General features: G+C 60.8%; 17 protein-coding genes and 1 riboswitch. Of the genes, 10 read left to right on the top strand and 7 right to left on the bottom strand.

Annotation, left to right across the window (positions count from 1 at the left end):
* Positions 1-175: 175 nt before the first annotated feature.
* Both LH365_RS15860 and LH365_RS15855 read right to left on the bottom strand, forming a co-directional pair.
* On the bottom strand, positions 176-970 hold the full coding sequence (locus tag LH365_RS15860) for an RNA methyltransferase (RefSeq protein WP_226745539.1): 795 nt from the start codon (positions 968-970) through the stop codon (positions 176-178).
* Between the two features lie 43 nt (positions 971-1013).
* The gene (locus LH365_RS15855) at positions 1014-1484 is read right to left on the bottom strand and encodes a DUF1579 domain-containing protein (protein WP_226745538.1); all 471 of its coding nucleotides are present in this window, start codon (positions 1482-1484) and stop codon (positions 1014-1016) included.
* A gap of 211 nt (positions 1485-1695) precedes the next feature.
* Here LH365_RS15855 and LH365_RS15850 point away from each other — a divergent pair, with 211 nt between their 5' ends.
* The 7 genes from LH365_RS15850 to LH365_RS15820 all read left to right on the top strand — a co-directional run bounded on the left by LH365_RS15850 (position 1696) and on the right by LH365_RS15820 (position 9041).
* Positions 1696-2910, top strand: coding sequence for an NADP-dependent isocitrate dehydrogenase (locus tag LH365_RS15850; protein ID WP_226745537.1), 1215 nt, complete (start codon positions 1696-1698; stop codon positions 2908-2910).
* Between the two features lie 117 nt (positions 2911-3027).
* On the top strand, positions 3028-4227 hold the full coding sequence (locus LH365_RS15845; protein WP_226745536.1) for a GDSL-type esterase/lipase family protein: 1200 nt from the start codon (positions 3028-3030) through the stop codon (positions 4225-4227).
* 52 nt (positions 4228-4279) lie between these two features.
* Positions 4280-5329: an SGNH/GDSL hydrolase family protein gene (locus LH365_RS15840; protein WP_226745535.1), complete on the top strand. Its 1050-nt coding sequence runs from the start codon at positions 4280-4282 to the stop codon at positions 5327-5329.
* 106 nt (positions 5330-5435) lie between these two features.
* Positions 5436-6482, top strand: coding sequence for a putative zinc-binding metallopeptidase (locus LH365_RS15835; RefSeq protein ID WP_226745534.1), 1047 nt, complete (start codon positions 5436-5438; stop codon positions 6480-6482).
* Between the two features lie 193 nt (positions 6483-6675).
* Positions 6676-7293 (top strand): DUF2939 domain-containing protein, encoded by a 618-nt coding sequence (locus LH365_RS15830; protein WP_226745533.1) that lies wholly within the window; start codon positions 6676-6678, stop codon positions 7291-7293.
* A 49-nt stretch (positions 7294-7342) separates the two neighbouring features.
* On the top strand, positions 7343-8266 hold the full coding sequence (locus LH365_RS15825) for an AEC family transporter (protein ID WP_226745532.1): 924 nt from the start codon (positions 7343-7345) through the stop codon (positions 8264-8266).
* A gap of 21 nt (positions 8267-8287) precedes the next feature.
* Positions 8288-8467: riboswitch (yybP-ykoY riboswitch) on the top strand.
* Positions 8468-8471: 4 nt separating this feature from the next.
* Positions 8472-9041, top strand: a complete 570-nt coding sequence (locus LH365_RS15820; protein ID WP_226745531.1) for a TMEM165/GDT1 family protein — start codon at positions 8472-8474, stop codon at positions 9039-9041.
* Positions 9042-9142: 101 nt separating this feature from the next.
* Here LH365_RS15820 and LH365_RS15815 read toward each other — a convergent pair whose 3' ends face one another.
* The 4 genes from LH365_RS15815 to LH365_RS15800 form a co-directional block, all read right to left on the bottom strand.
* Complete coding sequence (locus LH365_RS15815) at positions 9143-9919, bottom strand: glucose 1-dehydrogenase (RefSeq protein WP_226745530.1); 777 nt, start codon at positions 9917-9919, stop codon at positions 9143-9145.
* Positions 9920-10035: 116 nt separating this feature from the next.
* The gene (gene alaS, locus LH365_RS15810; RefSeq protein ID WP_226745529.1) at positions 10036-12678 is read right to left on the bottom strand and encodes an alanine--tRNA ligase; all 2643 of its coding nucleotides are present in this window, start codon (positions 12676-12678) and stop codon (positions 10036-10038) included.
* Positions 12679-12870: 192 nt separating this feature from the next.
* Complete coding sequence (gene recA / locus LH365_RS15805) at positions 12871-13947, bottom strand: recombinase RecA (RefSeq protein WP_226746295.1); 1077 nt, start codon at positions 13945-13947, stop codon at positions 12871-12873.
* Between the two features lie 135 nt (positions 13948-14082).
* Positions 14083-14400: a transcriptional regulator gene (locus LH365_RS15800; protein WP_226745528.1), complete on the bottom strand. Its 318-nt coding sequence runs from the start codon at positions 14398-14400 to the stop codon at positions 14083-14085.
* Positions 14401-14560: 160 nt separating this feature from the next.
* Between LH365_RS15800 and LH365_RS15795 the strand changes: the two genes are divergently transcribed.
* From LH365_RS15795 to LH365_RS15785, 3 genes are read left to right on the top strand one after another with little or no spacing between them, the layout of a single operon-like run.
* Positions 14561-14722, top strand: coding sequence for a hypothetical protein (locus tag LH365_RS15795; RefSeq protein WP_226745527.1), 162 nt, complete (start codon positions 14561-14563; stop codon positions 14720-14722).
* A gap of 8 nt (positions 14723-14730) precedes the next feature.
* Entirely contained in the window at positions 14731-15225 is a 495-nt protein-coding gene (locus tag LH365_RS15790; RefSeq protein WP_226745526.1) for an RNA polymerase sigma factor, read from the top strand.
* A complete protein-coding gene (locus tag LH365_RS15785) occupies positions 15215-15817 on the top strand; it encodes a hypothetical protein (RefSeq protein WP_226745525.1) in 603 nt (200 codons plus the stop codon). The genes LH365_RS15790 and LH365_RS15785 overlap by 11 nt, the downstream gene beginning before the upstream one ends.
* Here the strand turns inward: LH365_RS15785 and LH365_RS15780 are convergent, their stop codons facing one another.
* Positions 15818-16819, bottom strand: a complete 1002-nt coding sequence (locus LH365_RS15780) for a glycoside hydrolase family 5 protein (protein ID WP_226745524.1) — start codon at positions 16817-16819, stop codon at positions 15818-15820.
* Positions 16820-16873: the final 54 nt, after the last annotated feature.

Raw genomic sequence — 16873 nt, 5'->3', positions numbered from 1 at the left:
CCCCAACCACTCAAGCCGCAACCAACTGAATTAAAAGAACTTTCGGTCTTCAAATCCGCGTTCGCCACTCTCTCCGTTGCCGGGAGGGCGCTATCTACAGTTACCACCAAACAGAGTCAACGCACAGGCTCAGCCTGTCCACAACTTCCGTGAAAATTACGGCAATTGCGCAACTTCACTGGTCGCCCTTATTGACCAGCGAACGTCCTCTGCCCTTCACCAGCGCCGTGACGACGCCGCGCCAGGTCCGCACTTCCTGCTCGGTCAACTGCGCACGATTCAATGCCACACGCAGATTGCGCTGCATCGATTCCTTCTTCTCCGGCGGGAAGAAGAAGCCGGCCTTTTCCAGTTCGTCTTCCAGATGCCCATAGAGGCCGTGCAGCTTATCCAGCGCCGCCGGCTGATCCATGTTTTTCGTGAAAGCATCCTTGGGCGTGTCCATCACCTTCAGACGCCACTCATAAAGAACGATATTCACCGCCTGCGACAGGTTGAGCGAATGGAAGGCCGGATCGACGGGAATGGTCACGATGGAATGGCAAAGGGCGATGTCATTGGTTTCCAGCCCGGCGCGTTCAGCTCCGAACAGAAGGCCCGTTTTCAGGCCCTGCTGCGCATTAGTATAGGAATCGTCGGCGCACTGACGCGGCGTGCGGACAGGCAGTTGCGTCTCGCGCGGACGGGCCGTCGTAGCGTAGACGGCGTTTAGATCGGCAATCGCCTCGGCCACCGTCTCATATATAGTGGCATTGTCGAGCGGCCAGTGCGCGCCCGAAGACATGGCCCAGGCGCGTTCCTGCGGCCAGCCGTCGCGAGGATTGACGATCCGCAGGTCACGCAGGCCGAAATTAGCCATGACACGGGCAACCGATCCGATATTCTCGGCCATCTGCGGCCGGTCGAGGATGACGCACGGCAGGGTCAGGTCGGGCCGCTCCAGCGGCGGGGCAATACGGTTTTCTTTCATCGCGGGGCTTATAGGCGAAGGCGGGAACACATGAAAGAGCGGATCAACCGACCCGCTTATAGCGTCCGTTCATGAAAACCTGCCAATGGCCGTCCGGCATCAGCATCTGCGACGTCAGGGTGCGGGCATCGGGCCCGTCGAAGGCATAGATGTCCTGATAGCTGCGCATGGCGCCGGTTTCGAAATCCGGACCTTCGCTGTTGAGCACCAGACGCCCGTCGTCGGTCAATTGGCCTTCATAGACCCACATATGGCTCATCATCGAGCCGATCCAGGTGCCGATAAAAGCTTTGCGCGCCGGGTCGTAGCCCAGCGTCAGGAGGGTGGTGGCGCGACCGCCGCCCGGCATGTCGCCGCGTCCTTCGACCACGGCCCAGACGCCGTGCAGGGTACGCCCGGTTTCGACCCAGTCGTCCGTGCGCTGATCCGCGGGCACGTCGTCATCGAAGACCATTTCCCAGTTACCGCTGAACTGCTCCAGCCAGCGGTGCTCCGTCTGAATATCGACCTTCATGGTCATCTCCTGTGAAGATGGGACCATAAAAATGTGAAGATGAACGCGACACGCCTTAACAGACCAGCAGCGAACCTATCACGAGATGGTTGCGAATGCCGATCAATTTACCGTTTTGCGCAAGACGCCATTTCGTCTATAGGGGCATGTCCGCGGCGGCTGAGACCCTGTGCGTCCTTCCGCCAGCGCCCGCTCGAAAAGGAAGCTTTCAATGGCCAAGATCAAGGTAGCCAATCCGGTCGTCGATATCGACGGCGACGAAATGACCCGCATCATCTGGCAGCTCATCAAGGATAAGCTGATCCACCCTTACCTCGACATCGACCTGCAATATTTCGATCTGGGCATGGAAAACCGTGACGCCACCGACGATCAGGTGACGATCGATGCCGCCAACGCTATCGCCGCCTGCGGCGTGGGCGTGAAGTGCGCCACCATCACCCCGGACGAAGCCCGCGTGAAGGAATTCAGCCTCAAGAAGATGTGGAAGTCGCCGAACGGCACCATCCGCAACATTCTTGGCGGCGTTGTGTTCCGCGAACCCATCATTTGCAAGAACGTCCCGCGCCTCGTCCCCGGCTGGACCCAGCCGATCGTCGTCGGCCGTCACGCCTTTGGCGACCAGTACAAGGCCACCGACTTCCTCGTCCCCGGCAAGGGCACGCTGACCATGAAGTTCGTGGGTGAAGACGGTCAGGTCATCGAGCACGAAGTGTTCAAGTTCCCGGGTGCGGGCGTGGCCATGGGCATGTACAACCTCGACGAATCGATCCGCGACTTCGCCCGCGCCTCTTTCGAATACGGCATCGCCCGCAACTATCCGGTCTATCTGTCGACCAAGAACACCATCCTCAAGGCCTATGACGGCCGCTTCAAGGACATCTTCCAGGAAATCTTCGACGCCGAATACGCGGCGAAGTTCAAGGAACTGGGCCTGACCTACGAGCACCGCCTGATCGACGACATGGTTGCCTCGGCCCTGAAATGGTCCGGCGGTTTCGTCTGGGCCTGCAAGAACTACGACGGCGACGTGCAGTCCGATACGGTCGCTCAGGGCTACGGCTCGCTGGGCCTGATGACCTCGGCTCTGGTCACCCCGGACGGCAAGATCATGGAAGCCGAAGCCGCCCACGGCACCGTGACCCGTCACTACCGTCAGCACCAGAAGGGCGAGGCCACCTCGACCAACTCGATGGCCTCGATCTTCGCCTGGACGCAGGGCCTCAAGCACCGCGCCAAGCTGGACGACAATGCCGAACTGAAGAACTTTGCCGAGACGCTGGAAAAGGTCTGCATCGACACCGTCGAAGCCGGCTTCATGACCAAGGATCTGGCCTTGCTGGTCGGCGACACGCAAGGCTGGCTGACCACCGAAGGGTTCCTCGACAAGATCTCCGAGAACCTGTCGAAGGCCCTCGCCGCCTAAGCATCGGCAACTTGCCAGGCTGGAAAGGCCGTCCGTTCGCGGGCGGCCTTTTCGTTTATTGACGCCCGCCCGTGTCGCGCCCAATCTGCCGGTGTTTGAACACTCCAGGGGAAGAGGATGGCGCCGCACAAGTTTGCATCTCTTGTCATCGGCATTATGGCCGCCGTATGGAGCGGGCAGGCCAATGCACAGGTAAGGCTTTCTGAAGAGGAGGCGATATTGGACGGCATAGACAAGGCAACGCTTCTATCCCTGCGCGTTGGCGGCCGCACCGCACCTGCGCCTGTCAGTTTTTCCCTGCGGTTGGGCAAGGCCAATGCTTCGGAGAACCGGGAACGCGGCTTTGTGTTTACCCCTGTCATCCACCAATGGCCCGGTATTTACGCTGAAGCGCGTTTCAAAGGATCGCACCTGTATGCGGCCTTCGACGATGCGGTGAACCAGTATCGTTTGTGGATTGACGATCAGGAGCAACCGCTGCTCAGCAAGCCGGGTAAGACCGTCTTAAAATATGACCATTTGGGGGATGGCGAACACAGGGTTCGCCTGGAAAAAATCAGCGAGTCGCAAAAGGCCGTCGGCGCGTTTCGCGGCTTCTTCGTTCCTGAAGCCGACGCGGCACTGCCTCCGCCACCCCGCCGCATCCGCCAGATTGAATTTATCGGCGACTCCGACATGGTGGCGTATGGCGCCAATTCGACGCGGCGTGACGGATGCACCGACGAAGAAATCTGGGCCACGACCGACACCTCCAGAGGTTACGTAACGCGCGTCGCCAAGCACTATGACGCCGATTATCAGGTCAATGCCTATTCCGGTCTGGGCGTCGTGCGTAACTGGAACGGCGAAAAGCGCGACCTCAACCTGTCCACACTCTATCCCCGCACCCTTTTCGAAGACGTCACGCCTTGGAAGCGCGACGGGTGGTCACCGCAGGTCATCATCATCGCCATTGGCGGCAATGATTTTTCCACCGATCTCCATTCCGCTGAAAAATGGAGAGACAAGGCGGCACTGCGCGCGGACTGGACGGATAAATTTGTGCGCTTTGTGACCGATATTCGCGCTCAAAATCCCATGGCTCATATCGTTCTTGGCACCTACAGCGCCTATGACGCTGATTATCTGGCGGCTAACGACGCGGCCTTTGACCGCCTCTCGGCCAGGGACAAACGCCTCAGCCGCATTCTCTACCCAAAGACCGAAAACACGGCCTGCAACTACCATCATTCCCAAAACGATTACGCCCTGCTGTCGCGGCTGGTTATCGCGCATCTGGACGGTCTTGCCGATGTGTGGGCACAGGGTGAACCTTGACACTGACAGCGCTGACATCGTTCAATAGACGGCAAAGACGAGAGGAAACCCGATGAAGACTGTTCTGACCGCCTTATCGCTTGGCCTGTGCTTTTCTGCCACGGTTGCCTCAGCCGACACCCTGCCGCTGCACAATGGCGGACGCACGGCGGCGCCGGCCTATACGCATCAATGGCCGGGCGTTTATTTTGAGACCACGACGGCGTCCAAATCGGTCACCCTGAGCTTCGACGACAGCATCAATATCTACAAGCTGTACCTCAACGGTGAAGTGGTGAAGGTCATCGAAAAGCCCGGCAAGGCCACGGTGCGCTTCGACAGCCCAAGCGCCAACGCCGTAGACGTCTATCGGCTGGAAAAGATCACCGAATCGCAAGGCCAGACCGGGCGCTTCCTCGGTTTCAGCGCCGACAAGCCCGCGGCACTGACCGCCCGCACGCGCCAGATCGAATTCATCGGCGACTCCTACACGGTCGGCTACGGCAACACCTCGCCGAAGCGCGAATGCACCACGGACGAAGTATGGGCGACGACCGATACGTCGCAGGCCTTCGGTCCGCTGACCGCTAAACTCTACGATGCGGATTATCAGATCAACGCCTTTTCCGGTCGGGGAATCGTCCGCAATTACAACGGCTTTCAAGGCGATACCCTGCCCACCCTCTACGCGCACACCCTGTTCGACGGCAAGAGCCTGTACGACGACAAGAGCTGGAAGCCGCGGATCATCGTCATCGGGCTGGGCACCAACGACTTTTCCACCGCGCTGAACCCCGGCGAGAAGTGGAAATCGCGCGACGCCCTGCAGGCCGATTACCGCGATACCTATGTCGCCTTCGTCAAGCGGTTGCGCGCGAAAAATCCGCAGGCCCATTTCATCCTGATGGCCTCGGATCAGGCCAATGGTGAAATCCGCGATCAGGTGACGCAGGTGGCCAAAACGTTGAAGGCTGGCGGCGAGACGCGCCTCGATACGATCTATTTCGATGGGCTCGACTTCGGCGGTTGTCATTTCCACCCGTCTCTGGCCGATGATCGCAAACTGTCCCGCCTGCTCAAGGACTGGATCGACTCCCACCCGCAAGTGTGGCAAGGCCGGTAGCGCTTACCGCCGCCTTGCATGAGCAGGAACGCGCCCCATTTCAGGCTTATGCCCGCCTGATCTAGGGTCGCCCGAACCGGAAACCACATCCGGAAAGTGAGTTCGGATGAAACTGTTTACCTGCGCCCATTGCGGCAACACCCTGTTCTTTCATAACCGCAACTGCGTCAACTGCGGCCATCGGTTGGGGTTTTCGCCGAACACGCTGCAACTGCATGCGCTTGAGCCGGTGGATGCCCAACTCTGGCGGCCGGTCGAAGGCGGTGGCACGTACCGTTTCTGCGCCAACGCCGTCACCGATGTGTGCAACTGGCTGGTCCCGGTCGACAGCTACAACCCGTTTTGCCGCGCGTGTCGCCATAACCGTCTGGTCCCCAACGATCTCGATTGTTTCCGCCGCATAATCGACGCGCAACATCGCCTGTTTTACGCCTTTCTCAAATGGGGCCTGCCGGCGCCCGACCGTGAGGAAGACCCGGCCGGCGGTCTCGTCTTCGACTATCTGGAGGACGAACAGGCCCCTGACGGCACCACCCATACCGCCATGACCGGCCATGACGAGGGCGTTATCTCCATCCGCGCCGCTGAGGCCGACGACGCGGTGCGCGAGACCGTGCGCAGCCAGATGGGTGAGCCCTACCGTACCCTGCTCGGTCACTTTCGCCACGAATGCGGGCACTTCATCTGGAACCGGCTGGTGCGCGATGCGGGCAAGCTCGACGCCTGCCGCGCTGTTTTCGGCGATGATGAGGCCGACTATCAGGCCGCTATCGAGCGCCATTACGCCGAAGGCCCGCCGCCCTTCTGGGCCGACAGCTATATCAGCGCCTACGCCTCCATGCACCCGTGGGAGGACTTCGCGGAGAGTTTCGCCCACGTCCTGCATATTACCGACGCTGTAGAGACCGCTCACTATTACGGCATGACCATCAAGGCCAGGCCCAGCGAAGACCTGTCGGCCGAGGTCGATTTCAAACCCTACCGCATCACCGATTTCGAAAGGCTGTCCGACGCCTGGGTGCCGCTGAGCCTGGCCATCAACTCTATCCATAACGCCATGGGCGAGCGTCCGCTCTACCCCTTCATCCTGACGCCGACGGTGCGGGCGAAGCTGGACTTTGTTCATCGGCTGATTACCGGTCAGGCGGTTTAGGGTCTGGTTGGGTTCAAATTGATTCGAACCTCAATCTAAACCTTTGCTTCGTCGCACCTTTGGGTCCGAAACGGAGGTCGGTAAAGCCAATGCGCTCAAGCCACAGTTTAACACTAATCACCTAAGCAGGCGCGACATCGGGGATTTTTCATGTTAACCATTCCGCTGGCCGCTCTCAGGGGGATCCGTCCGCGTGTTCAAAACCTTATCCATCGCCATCATCATCGCCTTGCTGGCGGCCCTGTTCGGCTTTGCCATCGGCCCGGTGTGGGCATTCTACGACCTGCGTTCGGCTGCTGAATCCGAGGACATCCAAAGCCTGTCAGAACTGGTCGCCTTCGATGAGGTGCGCACCAGCCTGAAGGCGCAGCTTTGGGCCGACGCCAAGGGCGCGCCGACCGCCGAAGCCCCCGCCCCCAGTGTGCTGAAAGACCCCCTTGGCGCCATCGGCCGCGCCATCACCGACCTCACCGCCGCGCCGCCGAAGCAACCCGTCGTCGACGTCAATTCCTACCTGACGGCCAAGGCCCTGCTGGCCCTGTCCTACGGCGCGGGCAAGGACGCCAATAGGATCGAGCCGCGCGAATTCGCGCCCAAGCCGCCCATGCCCGGCATTCTCTACTGGAGCATCGACCGCGCGCGTCTCGGCATCAAACAGCCGGAGATCGGCACGACCGTCTTCACCATGAAACGTCGCGGCCTGTTCACCTGGCAGGTCACGCATATCGGCCTGCCCGATGCGGAGGCCCCAGATCCAGCAGCAACCGCCGTTTCCGCCTCGGCCAGCCCCGATTTCGGCCCGGATAAATAGGCGCCGAATAGGGCTTTCATCGCACCGCAACAGAGCGTAAAGCCGTCCCATGCTGGAGACCCTGAGCCGCGTTCTGTTGTTTTTTGCCTTTGTCGGCCTTGGCGCTGTGCTGGCGCGGACCGGTCGGCTCAAGGCGGAAGGTCTTGATGGCCTGAGCGCCTACTTCTACTGGCTGGGCTTTCCCGCCTATCTCATCCACGCTTTCGCCAACCTGCCGAGGCCGGACGCCTTCCATCTGAGCTGGCTGGGCGTCTATGCCTCCGCCTTCATTGTGTCATCGGGCCTGTGTTTGCTGGTCGCGCGGCGATTCGGCGCAACGACAGGCGAAGCCACCGGCGCCGGCATGGCGGCCTTCATTTCCAACAGCGCGTTTCTGGGGCTGCCGATCATCACCGGCCTGCTGGGCCCGGAGGTTCTGCAAACCGCCCCGCTGCTGTTCGTAGCCGATTTTCTCATCCTCTTCTTCATCGGTTGCGCCGGCTTGTCCGTCGCGTCCGGCCACGGCGTCGGCCTGGCGCTGAAACGCACGGCACAGAACCCCACAGTGCTGGGCTCATTGGTCGGCGTGTGCCTGATGCTGGCCGGAGTCAATATCCCGCCCATGTTCGACCAGATGCTCGACATCATGGGGCGCTCGTCTGTGCCTGTGGCGCTGGTGGCGCTGGGCGGGATGCTGGGGCTTATGCCCTTGAAAAAGCTGCTGTCCGTAACACCCGTCACCGCCGTCGCGGTCACCGGCAAACTGTTGCTCGCTCCCGCCATCATGGCCGTCGCCATGCACCTGTTCGGCGCGCCACCGCTGATGTTCAAGCTCGCCGTCTTCCTCTCGGCCTGCCCCACGGCGGTCAGCGTCTTCATTCAGGCGCGCATGTACGGCCTGTGGTACGAGGGCGCGGCCATCTCCATCGCCCAATCCACCGTCATTTCGCTGTTCACCCTGTCCGGGTTGGCGCTGGCCTTGACTCACTTCTAAGCGGAGTCTAAACGGAGCCTGTCTTTTCGGGGAGTAACCGCGCCTGACTTTATCAGGCGGATTACGTCAACATACTTGTCCAGCACGGACATGGCGTAATCAGAATAGGTGAGACCGACGACCTGCCTTGCCGCCATAAGTGATTGGCCGCGGTAAAGCGGGTTGTTGTGTGTCATAGCCTGGCCGGTCACAGATAAGCCTTACCGTGGACGCCTTCCTCAATTCGACCGCTCTCGTCGCCTTTTCCGAAATTGGCGACAAGACGCAGTTGCTGGCCCTGATTCTGGCCGCCCGCTATCATAAATCTATACCGATCATCTGGGGCATCTTCGTCGCCACCGTGGCAAATCATGCCTTGGCGGCGTGGGTCGGGCACTTCGTGTCCGGACTGGCGCTCACCACCTACATGCCGTGGATCGTCGCTATCGCCTTTATCGCGCTGGGTTTGTGGATTCTGATTCCCGACAAGATGGACGACGACGAAGCTCCGAAGAAGGATTACGGCCCCTTCATCACCACCCTGATTGCCTTCTTCCTCGCCGAAATGGGCGACAAGACACAGGTCGCCACCGTCTTCCTCGGCGCCAAGTACGAAGACGCCTTCCTGTGGGTCGTGTTCGGCACCACTTTCGGCATGATGCTGGCCAATGTCCCGGCTGTGTTTTTCGGGGACAAGGTGCTGAAAGTCGTACCGATGAATATCGTCCGCTACGTCGCCTCAGGCCTGTTCATCGCCATCGGCTTCTTCTCGTTCTGGCAGATTTTTAACGGCTAGCGCATTCCAAAAAGTGTGCAGCGGTTTTTGGAATCAAATGCGCGAGAAACAAAAAATTTAGAGTGTGCTTCGATCCGACCGGATCGGAGCACACTCTAAACCTATTTGGGCGAGGCCGCCGTGCCCGCCAGAACGCCGCCGTCGATGTTGAACTCAGAGCCGGTGATGAAGGTCGCTTCATCCGACGCCAGCAGCAGCACGACGGCGGCCACTTCGTCCGGCCGTCCGAATCGATGCAGCGGGGTGCCGGCGGCAACCTTTTCCTTATCGGCCGCGTCCTTCAGCATGGCTTCCCACATCGGCGTCAGAATCGCCGCCGGATGCACCGAATTGCAGCGGATATTCAGCCCCTCTTCCGCGCAATAGAGCGCGACGGTCTTGGCGTGGTTGCGCACCGCGGCCTTTGACGCCGCATAGGCCGCCTGATGCGGGATGCCGACCAGCCCGGAACGCGACGACATATTGATGATCGATCCCGCGCGCGCCGGACGCATGACGCGAATCGCGTGCTTGCACCCCAGAAACACGCCGTCCGTATTGACCATCATCACCCGCCGCCAGTCTTCGAGCGTCGTATGCTCCGGATCGTTCTTCGCGTCGTTGCGCCCGGTGATCCCGGCATTGTTGACCAGCACGTCCAGCCGCCCGAAATCGGCCACAACCGAATCGAGCGCGGCGATCCACTGTGCTTCGTCGGAGACATCCAGTTGGCGGAACACAGCGTCCGGGAGTTCAGCCGCCAGTGCGCCGCCCTCCTCCGGATCGATATCGGCGATGACCACACGTGCCCCTTCGGCCACGAAACTGCGCACAATGGCCTCGCCAATACCCTGCGCACCGCCGGTAACCAGCGCCACCTTGTCTTTCAAGCGATCCATGTCGTTCTCCTTAAAAAGGAGTGCAGCATACCCGCGCGTGTGATGGCAATCCCGAAAGCCCAAAAGAAAAGGCCGCCCGCGAACGGACGGCCTTTTCGACGAGAATGTCTCTTAGCTTAGACGATCGCGGCCTTCACCGCTTCCAGACCGGCATCGGCCTTGGTCGCGTCAGGCGCACCGCCCTGAGCGAAGTCGGGCTTGCCACCCGCGCCCTGACCACCCATGGCGATCACGGCGGCCTTGGCCAGCTCAGCGGCATTGAAGCGACCGATCAGGTCCGGCGTCACCGCCACGGTCACCGCCGCCTTGCCGTCCAGCACGCCAACCAGCGCCACGATGCCGGAACCGACCTGCTTCTTGAAGTCTTCGGCCAGGGGACGCAGATCCTTGCCGCCGACGCCGTCGAGCACACGGGCCATGACCTTCACGCCGTTGATCTCTTCCGGGCCCGAAGCTGCACCGCCGCCACCGACGGCCAGTGCACGCTTGGCTTCGGCCAGTTCCTTTTCGAGACGCTTGCGGTCGTTGATCAGGGCATCGACGCGAGCGGAGACCTGCGCCACCGGCACCTTGAACTGATCGGCCAGCGATTTGGCCACGCCCGCCTGTTCCAGCAGGAACTGACGCGCCGCTTCACCGGTGAAGGCTTCGATACGGCGCACCCCGGCGGCGATACCGCTTTCGGAAATGATCTTGAACAGGGCGATGTCACCGGTGCGCGACACGTGGGTGCCGCCGCACAGTTCGACTGAATAGCCTTTGTCGGCACCATCCAGCGCGTGACCGAGGCTCAGAACGCGGACTTCGTCGCCGTACTTTTCACCGAACAGGGCAACCGCACCGGCCGCGATGGCGTCAGCGGGCGCCATTTGTTTAATGGTCGCCGCTTCGTTTTGCAGGATGACCGCATTGACCTCGGCCTCGATGCGCTCGATCTCTTCTGGAGAGACGGGCGAGCCGTGGCTAAAGTCGAAGCGCATGCGCTCGGCATCGACCAGTTGGCCCTTCTGCGCCACATGGGGCCCAAGAACGTTCTTCAGCGCGGCGTGCAGCAGGTGCGCGGCGGAGTGGTTGGACTTGGTGGTCAGGCGCTTGGCCGCATCCACGTTCAGATGCACCATGTCGCCGACGGCCAGCACGCCTTCGGTGATTTCGATATCGTGGACGATCAGATCACCCGCCTGCTTCTGCGTATCGAGGACGCGGCCTTCGCCGCCGGCCCAATGCAGGGTGCCGGTGTCGCCCGCCTGCCCGCCGCTTTCCGGATAGAAGGGGGTGCGGTCGAAAACAACCTGCAGACGCTCGCCGACCAGACCTTCGCTGACCGATTCCCCGTCACGGACGATGACACGCGCGTGCGATTGCGTGGACAGATGCTCGTAGCCGACAAAATCCGAAGCGCCGGCCTGGTCGCGGATCGAGAACCATTCGGCCTCGACCGACTTTTCGCCGGAGCCTTTCCAGTTGGCGCGCCCGCGTTGCTTCTGCTCTTCCATCGCCGCTTCAAAACCGGCGACATTGACGCTGAGGCCCTTGGTGCGGATGGCGTCCTGCGTCAGGTCGAGCGGGAAGCCGTAGGTGTCGTACAGCTTGAAGGCCACCTCGCCTTCCAGCATGTCGCCATCTTTGAGATTCGCGGTTGCCTCGTCCAACAGGGTCATGCCGCGACCCAGCGTGCGGCGGAAGCGCTCTTCCTCCTGACGCAGGGTTTCGACGATGGTCGCCTCGGCGCGTTTCAGTTCGCCGTAATGATCGCCCATTTCGCGCACCAGCACCGGCGCCAGACGCGGCATCAGCGGCTCATTCGCGCCCAGCAGATAGGCGTGGCGCATGGCGCGGCGCATGATGCGGCGCAGGACGTAGCCGCGACCTTCGTTCGACGGCGTGACGCCATCGGCGATGAGGAACGAGGTCGAACGCAAATGGTCGGCGATAACGCGATGCGACGGCAGGGCCTCGCCTTCGGCCTTAACGCCGGTTTCCTCGACGCTGGCGGCGATCAGCCCCTTGAACAGATCGACATCGTAGTTGTTATGCACGCCCTGCAGCACCGCCGCGACGCGCTCAAGACCCATGCCGGTGTCGATCGACGGCTTCGGCAGGTTGAGGCGCGTGCCGTCCGGTTGCTGGTCGAACTGCATAAAGACGAGGTTCCAGATTTCGACGAAGCGGTCGCCGTCCTCTTCCGGGGAGCCGGGAGGGCCGCCCCAGATGTGCGCGCCGTGATCGTAGAAGATTTCCGTACACGGACCGCAGGGGCCGGTGTCGCCCATCGACCAGAAATTGTCCGACCCCGCGATACGAATGATACGGTCGTCGGAGAACCCGGCGATCTTCTTCCACAAGGCAAAGGCTTCGTCGTCGTCGATATAGACGGTCGCCAGCAGGCGATTCTTGTCCAGACCGTATTCTTTGGTGATCAGGTTCCAAGCGTGTTCGATGGCCTGTTCCTTGAAATAGTCGCCGAAGGAGAAGTTCCCCAGCATTTCAAAGAAGGTGTGGTGACGCGCCGTATAACCGACATTGTCGAGGTCATTGTGCTTGCCGCCGGCGCGCACGACCTTCTGCGACGTGGTGGCGCGCTTGTACGGGCGGGTCTCTGCACCCGTAAAGACGTTCTTGAACTGCACCATGCCGGCATTGGTGAACATCAGCGTCGGGTCGTTTTGCGGCACCAGCGACGAGGACGACACGATCTCATGGTCGTTCTTGGCGAAGTAATCCAGGAAGGTCTGACGGATCTGATTTAAGGAAGGCATGGGACTCCGACGGCTCGACACCGCAACCGATAATAATTTCAGCCGTATATAGAGGGCTTGGGTATTTGCGCAAAGACCTTTGCGCCAGCGCAGGTATTTTTCTGTCACAGAGGCCAAAAAGAAACGCCCCGGCGATGAACCGAGGCGTTTGTGCGTGCAATGCGGGCGGTCTGAACCCGCGCTGTGCGCTTCTTATTCGTCGCCGTCTTCGTCCGGTTCAGGCGTGCCGAGCAGTTCTTCGGAGATGGCGTCGGACTTCTTACGCACCAGCGCTTCGATTTCGGCCGCGATCTCCGGATTTGCTTTCAGGAAGTCGCGAGCGTTTTCACGGCCCTGACCGATGCGGATCGAGTTGAAGGAGAACCACGAGCCGGACTTCTCGACGATCCCGCCCTTGACGCCCAGATCGAGGACCTCACCCAGCTTGGAAATGCCGACCCCATAGAGGATATCGAACTCGACCTCGCGGAACGGCGGAGCCACTTTGTTCTTGACCACCTTGACGCGGACATTGTTGCCGACGATTTCGTCGCGCACCTTGATCTTGCCGATGCTGCGGATATCGAGACGCACCGAGGCGTAGAATTTCAGCGCGTTACCGCCCGTCGTCGTTTCCGGCGAGCCGTACATGACGCCGATCTTCATACGGATCTGGTTGATGAAAACGACGATGCACTTCGACTTGGAGATCGAGGCCGTTAGCTTGCGCAGGGCCTGCGACATCAGACGGGCCTGAAGACCCGGCAGGCTGTCGCCCATATCGCCTTCGATTTCCGCCTTGGGCGTCAAAGCCGCGACCGAATCGACCACGACGATGTCGACGGCGCCCGAGCGGACCAGCGTATCGGTGATTTCCAGCGCCTGTTCGCCGTTATCGGGCTGCGACACCAGCAGATCGTCCAGATTGACGCCCAGCTTGTGCGCATAGACCGGATCGAGCGCGTGTTCGGCGTCGACGAAGGCCGCGGTGCCGCCCGCCTTCTGGATTTCGGCTACCGTATGCAGGGCGAGCGTCGTCTTGCCCGACGATTCCGGACCGTAGATTTCGATGACCCGCCCCTTGGGCAGGCCGCCGATACCGAGCGCCATGTCGAGGCCGAGCGAACCGGTGGAAATCGACTCCACCTCCACGACCTTGCCGGCATTGCCCAGCTTCATGACCGAGCCCTTACCAAAGGCGCGATCGATCTGGGCCAGCGCCGATTCCAGCGCGCGTTGTTTTTCAGCTTCGTCTTTTCCCACGAGTTTCAGTACCGCTTGCGACATGATTCCAGACCTTCCTATGCCACGATTCCCAAGGCGAAGGTCTATCCCCCGGCTGCGAAATGTGTTGAGAAGACCGTACCCCATTTGTTCTAAGTTCGCAATATGTTCTCATTAAAAAAATGGAACAACGGTTTTGGCTTAAAGATCCGGCTTTTCCGGAACGGCGTCCAGCATCCGCTTGAGCTGATCGAGATAGTTATAGAAGGCGTCGCGCCCCGCGTCGGTCAGGCCGATGCGCGTATTGGAGCGATTGGAGACGATTTTCTTGCGAATCGCCACGTATCCCGCCTCGTTCAGTTTCTTGAGATGCAGGGACAGATTGCCGTCGGTAATGCCCACCTGATCGCGCAGATCGGTGAAGTCCGCCTGCCCCGCCGTCGACAGATAGGCGAGAATGGCCAGGCGCGCACGCGCATGGACCAGATCTTCGAGAGCGTCGGCAAAAAAGGGCTTCATGAGCGCACCTTCGGGTGGGGTGCCGTATTTAGACTCACACACTTATCCATGGCAAGTGACCTTACTGTTATCGGGCTTGCCGAATTATTTTGAGGCCGCCGTAAGTTTCCTCCGGTCATCGTCGTCTAACCTATCGTTCAAAACTGAAAAGGAGACGATGATGCTTGGTTTTGTCCTGCCCGCTCGCTACCGCCTGCCCGCCTTTGTGGTCCTGCTGCTATTGCTGATCGCCGGCATAATCTATGGCATGAATACCGGTGTGTTCACCCAGAACAATCGAGACGCGCTCAGGCTGGAACGCGAAGCCGCCACAGCGCGATAAGGAAAGCCGTGCCGAACGACGCCGTCTTTGCCGACTGGATCGCCCCGCATCTGCCGGCGCTGCGCAGGCTGAGCCGCGCCTTCGCGCCGTCGGCGGATCAGGCCGATCTATTGCAGGAACTGCTGATCGCCGTGTGGAAGGCGCATACCGCCTTTCGCGGCGAATCGAGCGCGGCGACCTTCGTCTATCGCGTGGCGCACAACCGCGCCCTGACGTGGAAACGCCGCGAAGGGCTCCGCCTGCTGCGTCTGTTTGAAACGCGCCGCAACGCGTCCGAACGGCTGGGCTCCGAACCGCCCGATACGCGGCTGGATCAGATATTCGAGGCCCTGCGCGCCCTGCCCCCGCTCGACCGGTCCTTGATGCTGCTGTGGCTGGAACAGACCTCCTATGCCGACATGGCGGCCTTGCACGGCCTCAGCGAGAGCCATGTCGGCGTGCGCCTTAACCGGGCAAGGACGCGCCTCGCCACCCTTATTCATGAGCTCTCCGATGAAGATTGAAACCCTTGAACGCCTGTGGCGCGCCCATGACCGCGATCCCGACCGGACGGCGCAGGCCTGTCTGCTGGAGAGCCTGATGACGACGATCGAGCGCCGCCGTAACGGTCAGAACGTGTTCCTGCTTTGCGTTGGCGCCGCGCTGGGCACGATCACCCTCGTTTTCGGCTACGACATCATAAGGCACGAGGGTTTCGACCCGGCGCGCGAATGGGGTGCCCTGCTGATGCTGGCCGCGCCGTGGATCGCTCTGATCCTGATGAAGCGCGCCCACGACCGTCACGTTCAGCGTTTTCCCGATCCGGGGGCGTCGATTTCTGAAAACTTACGGGTGCGACTGGACGAGAACCGCACCGCCCGGCAAGGCGCAGTGGTAATGTTGTGGCTGATGGGCCTGTTTCCCATCCTTACCGGTATAGCCCTGTGGCAGTTGACAGGCACGGACAAGATGACTGTCGCTCAGGCGATGCAAGGCGCGCTGGTGTTCAGCGGCGTGCTGGGGGCATCGACCGTCGCGCAAATCCTGCGTTACCGGCTGTTTTTACGGCCGGAAGGCGAGCGACTGACCCGCCTTCTGGCCGAATACGAGATCTGATTACTTCTTCGGGATCAGCGCGTCGTGGATCGGCGCGAACCACTCCCCTTTGGGGATGTCGTAGACGATGAAGTTCGAGTCGAACTGCCAGTAACCCCACGCCCAGCCGCGGGCCTCGGCCGCGCGCGCCACGGCGTTGGTCCAGGCAATGCGGCTTTCCATCGGCGCCTTGTCGTATGCCCCGAACTCACCCATGAAGATCGGGCGGTTGGCCTTCTGGCTCCACGCCTGCACCTTGTCGAAATCGGCATTGAGCTGCGCCGCGCCTTCCTCCGGCGTCCAGCGTATGCCGCTGACGTCCTTGAACTGCGGCGTCCACGAAGCCCCCTGATGGGTGAAGGGGAACGGGTCGTAATAGTGGAAGGTAACGATCAGGTGCCGGTCGGCTGCGGGCAGTTTCAGCGTGTCGAGGTGGTTGAAATTGTTCCACGACACCGGTCCGATCACGACATTGCGGTCCGGATTGGTCTTGCGGATGATGTTGAGGTTCTCAACGATCATATCGTTCCACACATCGTTGACCGCGCCGTAGGGTTCGTTGAGAATCTCGAACATCACCGTGTCCGGCGCGCTCTTGTAATGCTCGGCCATCTGCGTCCAGAAGGCCATGACCTTCGGCCGGCAGGCGGTCACGTCGTCGGCGCATTCCATGAAGTTGTGCAGGTCGAGAATGACGTGCAGATCAGCAGCCGTCGCCGCCTGCACCATGGTGTCGAGCGTCGAGAAATAATAGGACGACAGGCGGTTCTGAGCGTCCATATGGTCGAAGGCGTGCAGATTGATGCGCACCGTGTCGAAACCACCGTCCTTGATGGTCTGCATCAGTTCCGGCTTGAAGCGCGCCTTCGAGGCATCCTTCCACAGCGGATCGTAGCCGATGATGTTGACGCCGCGCTGCATGGCCGCGACCTGCGCTTCAGGCGTCATTTCGGCCTGAGCGGCAAGCGGCGTCAGCATAAGCACGGCGGCGCCCAACGCGCCGAACAGAGCTTTCCGGATCATTCGCATCCTCCTGATTATTTATAATTGATATAACTAATCAGGTAGCACGATCGA

Origin of the sequence: Asticcacaulis sp. AND118 (genome assembly GCF_020535245.1) — a bacterium.
Taxonomy (GTDB): domain Bacteria; phylum Pseudomonadota; class Alphaproteobacteria; order Caulobacterales; family Caulobacteraceae; genus Asticcacaulis.
The sequence above is the reverse complement of the archived record's forward strand: the minus strand, read 5'-3'. Positions and strand labels throughout refer to the sequence as shown.

Excerpts from the sequence above, each read along its gene's own strand:
- LH365_RS15860 (WP_226745539.1), bottom strand. The coding sequence starts at position 970 with ATGAAAGAAAACCGTATTGCCCCGCCGCTGGAGCGGCCCGACCTGACC.
- LH365_RS15855 (WP_226745538.1), bottom strand. The coding sequence starts at position 1,484 with ATGAAGGTCGATATTCAGACGGAGCACCGCTGGCTGGAGCAGTTCAGC.
- LH365_RS15850 (WP_226745537.1), top strand. The coding sequence starts at position 1,696 with ATGGCCAAGATCAAGGTAGCCAATCCGGTCGTCGATATCGACGGCGAC.
- LH365_RS15845 (WP_226745536.1), top strand. The coding sequence starts at position 3,028 with ATGGCGCCGCACAAGTTTGCATCTCTTGTCATCGGCATTATGGCCGCC.
- LH365_RS15840 (WP_226745535.1), top strand. The coding sequence starts at position 4,280 with ATGAAGACTGTTCTGACCGCCTTATCGCTTGGCCTGTGCTTTTCTGCC.
- LH365_RS15835 (WP_226745534.1), top strand. The coding sequence starts at position 5,436 with ATGAAACTGTTTACCTGCGCCCATTGCGGCAACACCCTGTTCTTTCAT.
- LH365_RS15825 (WP_226745532.1), top strand. The coding sequence starts at position 7,343 with ATGCTGGAGACCCTGAGCCGCGTTCTGTTGTTTTTTGCCTTTGTCGGC.
- LH365_RS15815 (WP_226745530.1), bottom strand. The coding sequence starts at position 9,919 with ATGGATCGCTTGAAAGACAAGGTGGCGCTGGTTACCGGCGGTGCGCAG.
- alaS (WP_226745529.1), bottom strand. The coding sequence starts at position 12,678 with ATGCCTTCCTTAAATCAGATCCGTCAGACCTTCCTGGATTACTTCGCC.
- LH365_RS15800 (WP_226745528.1), bottom strand. The coding sequence starts at position 14,400 with ATGAAGCCCTTTTTTGCCGACGCTCTCGAAGATCTGGTCCATGCGCGT.
- LH365_RS15795 (WP_226745527.1), top strand. The coding sequence starts at position 14,561 with ATGCTTGGTTTTGTCCTGCCCGCTCGCTACCGCCTGCCCGCCTTTGTG.
- LH365_RS15785 (WP_226745525.1), top strand. The coding sequence starts at position 15,215 with ATGAAGATTGAAACCCTTGAACGCCTGTGGCGCGCCCATGACCGCGAT.
- LH365_RS15780 (WP_226745524.1), bottom strand. The coding sequence starts at position 16,819 with ATGATCCGGAAAGCTCTGTTCGGCGCGTTGGGCGCCGCCGTGCTTATG.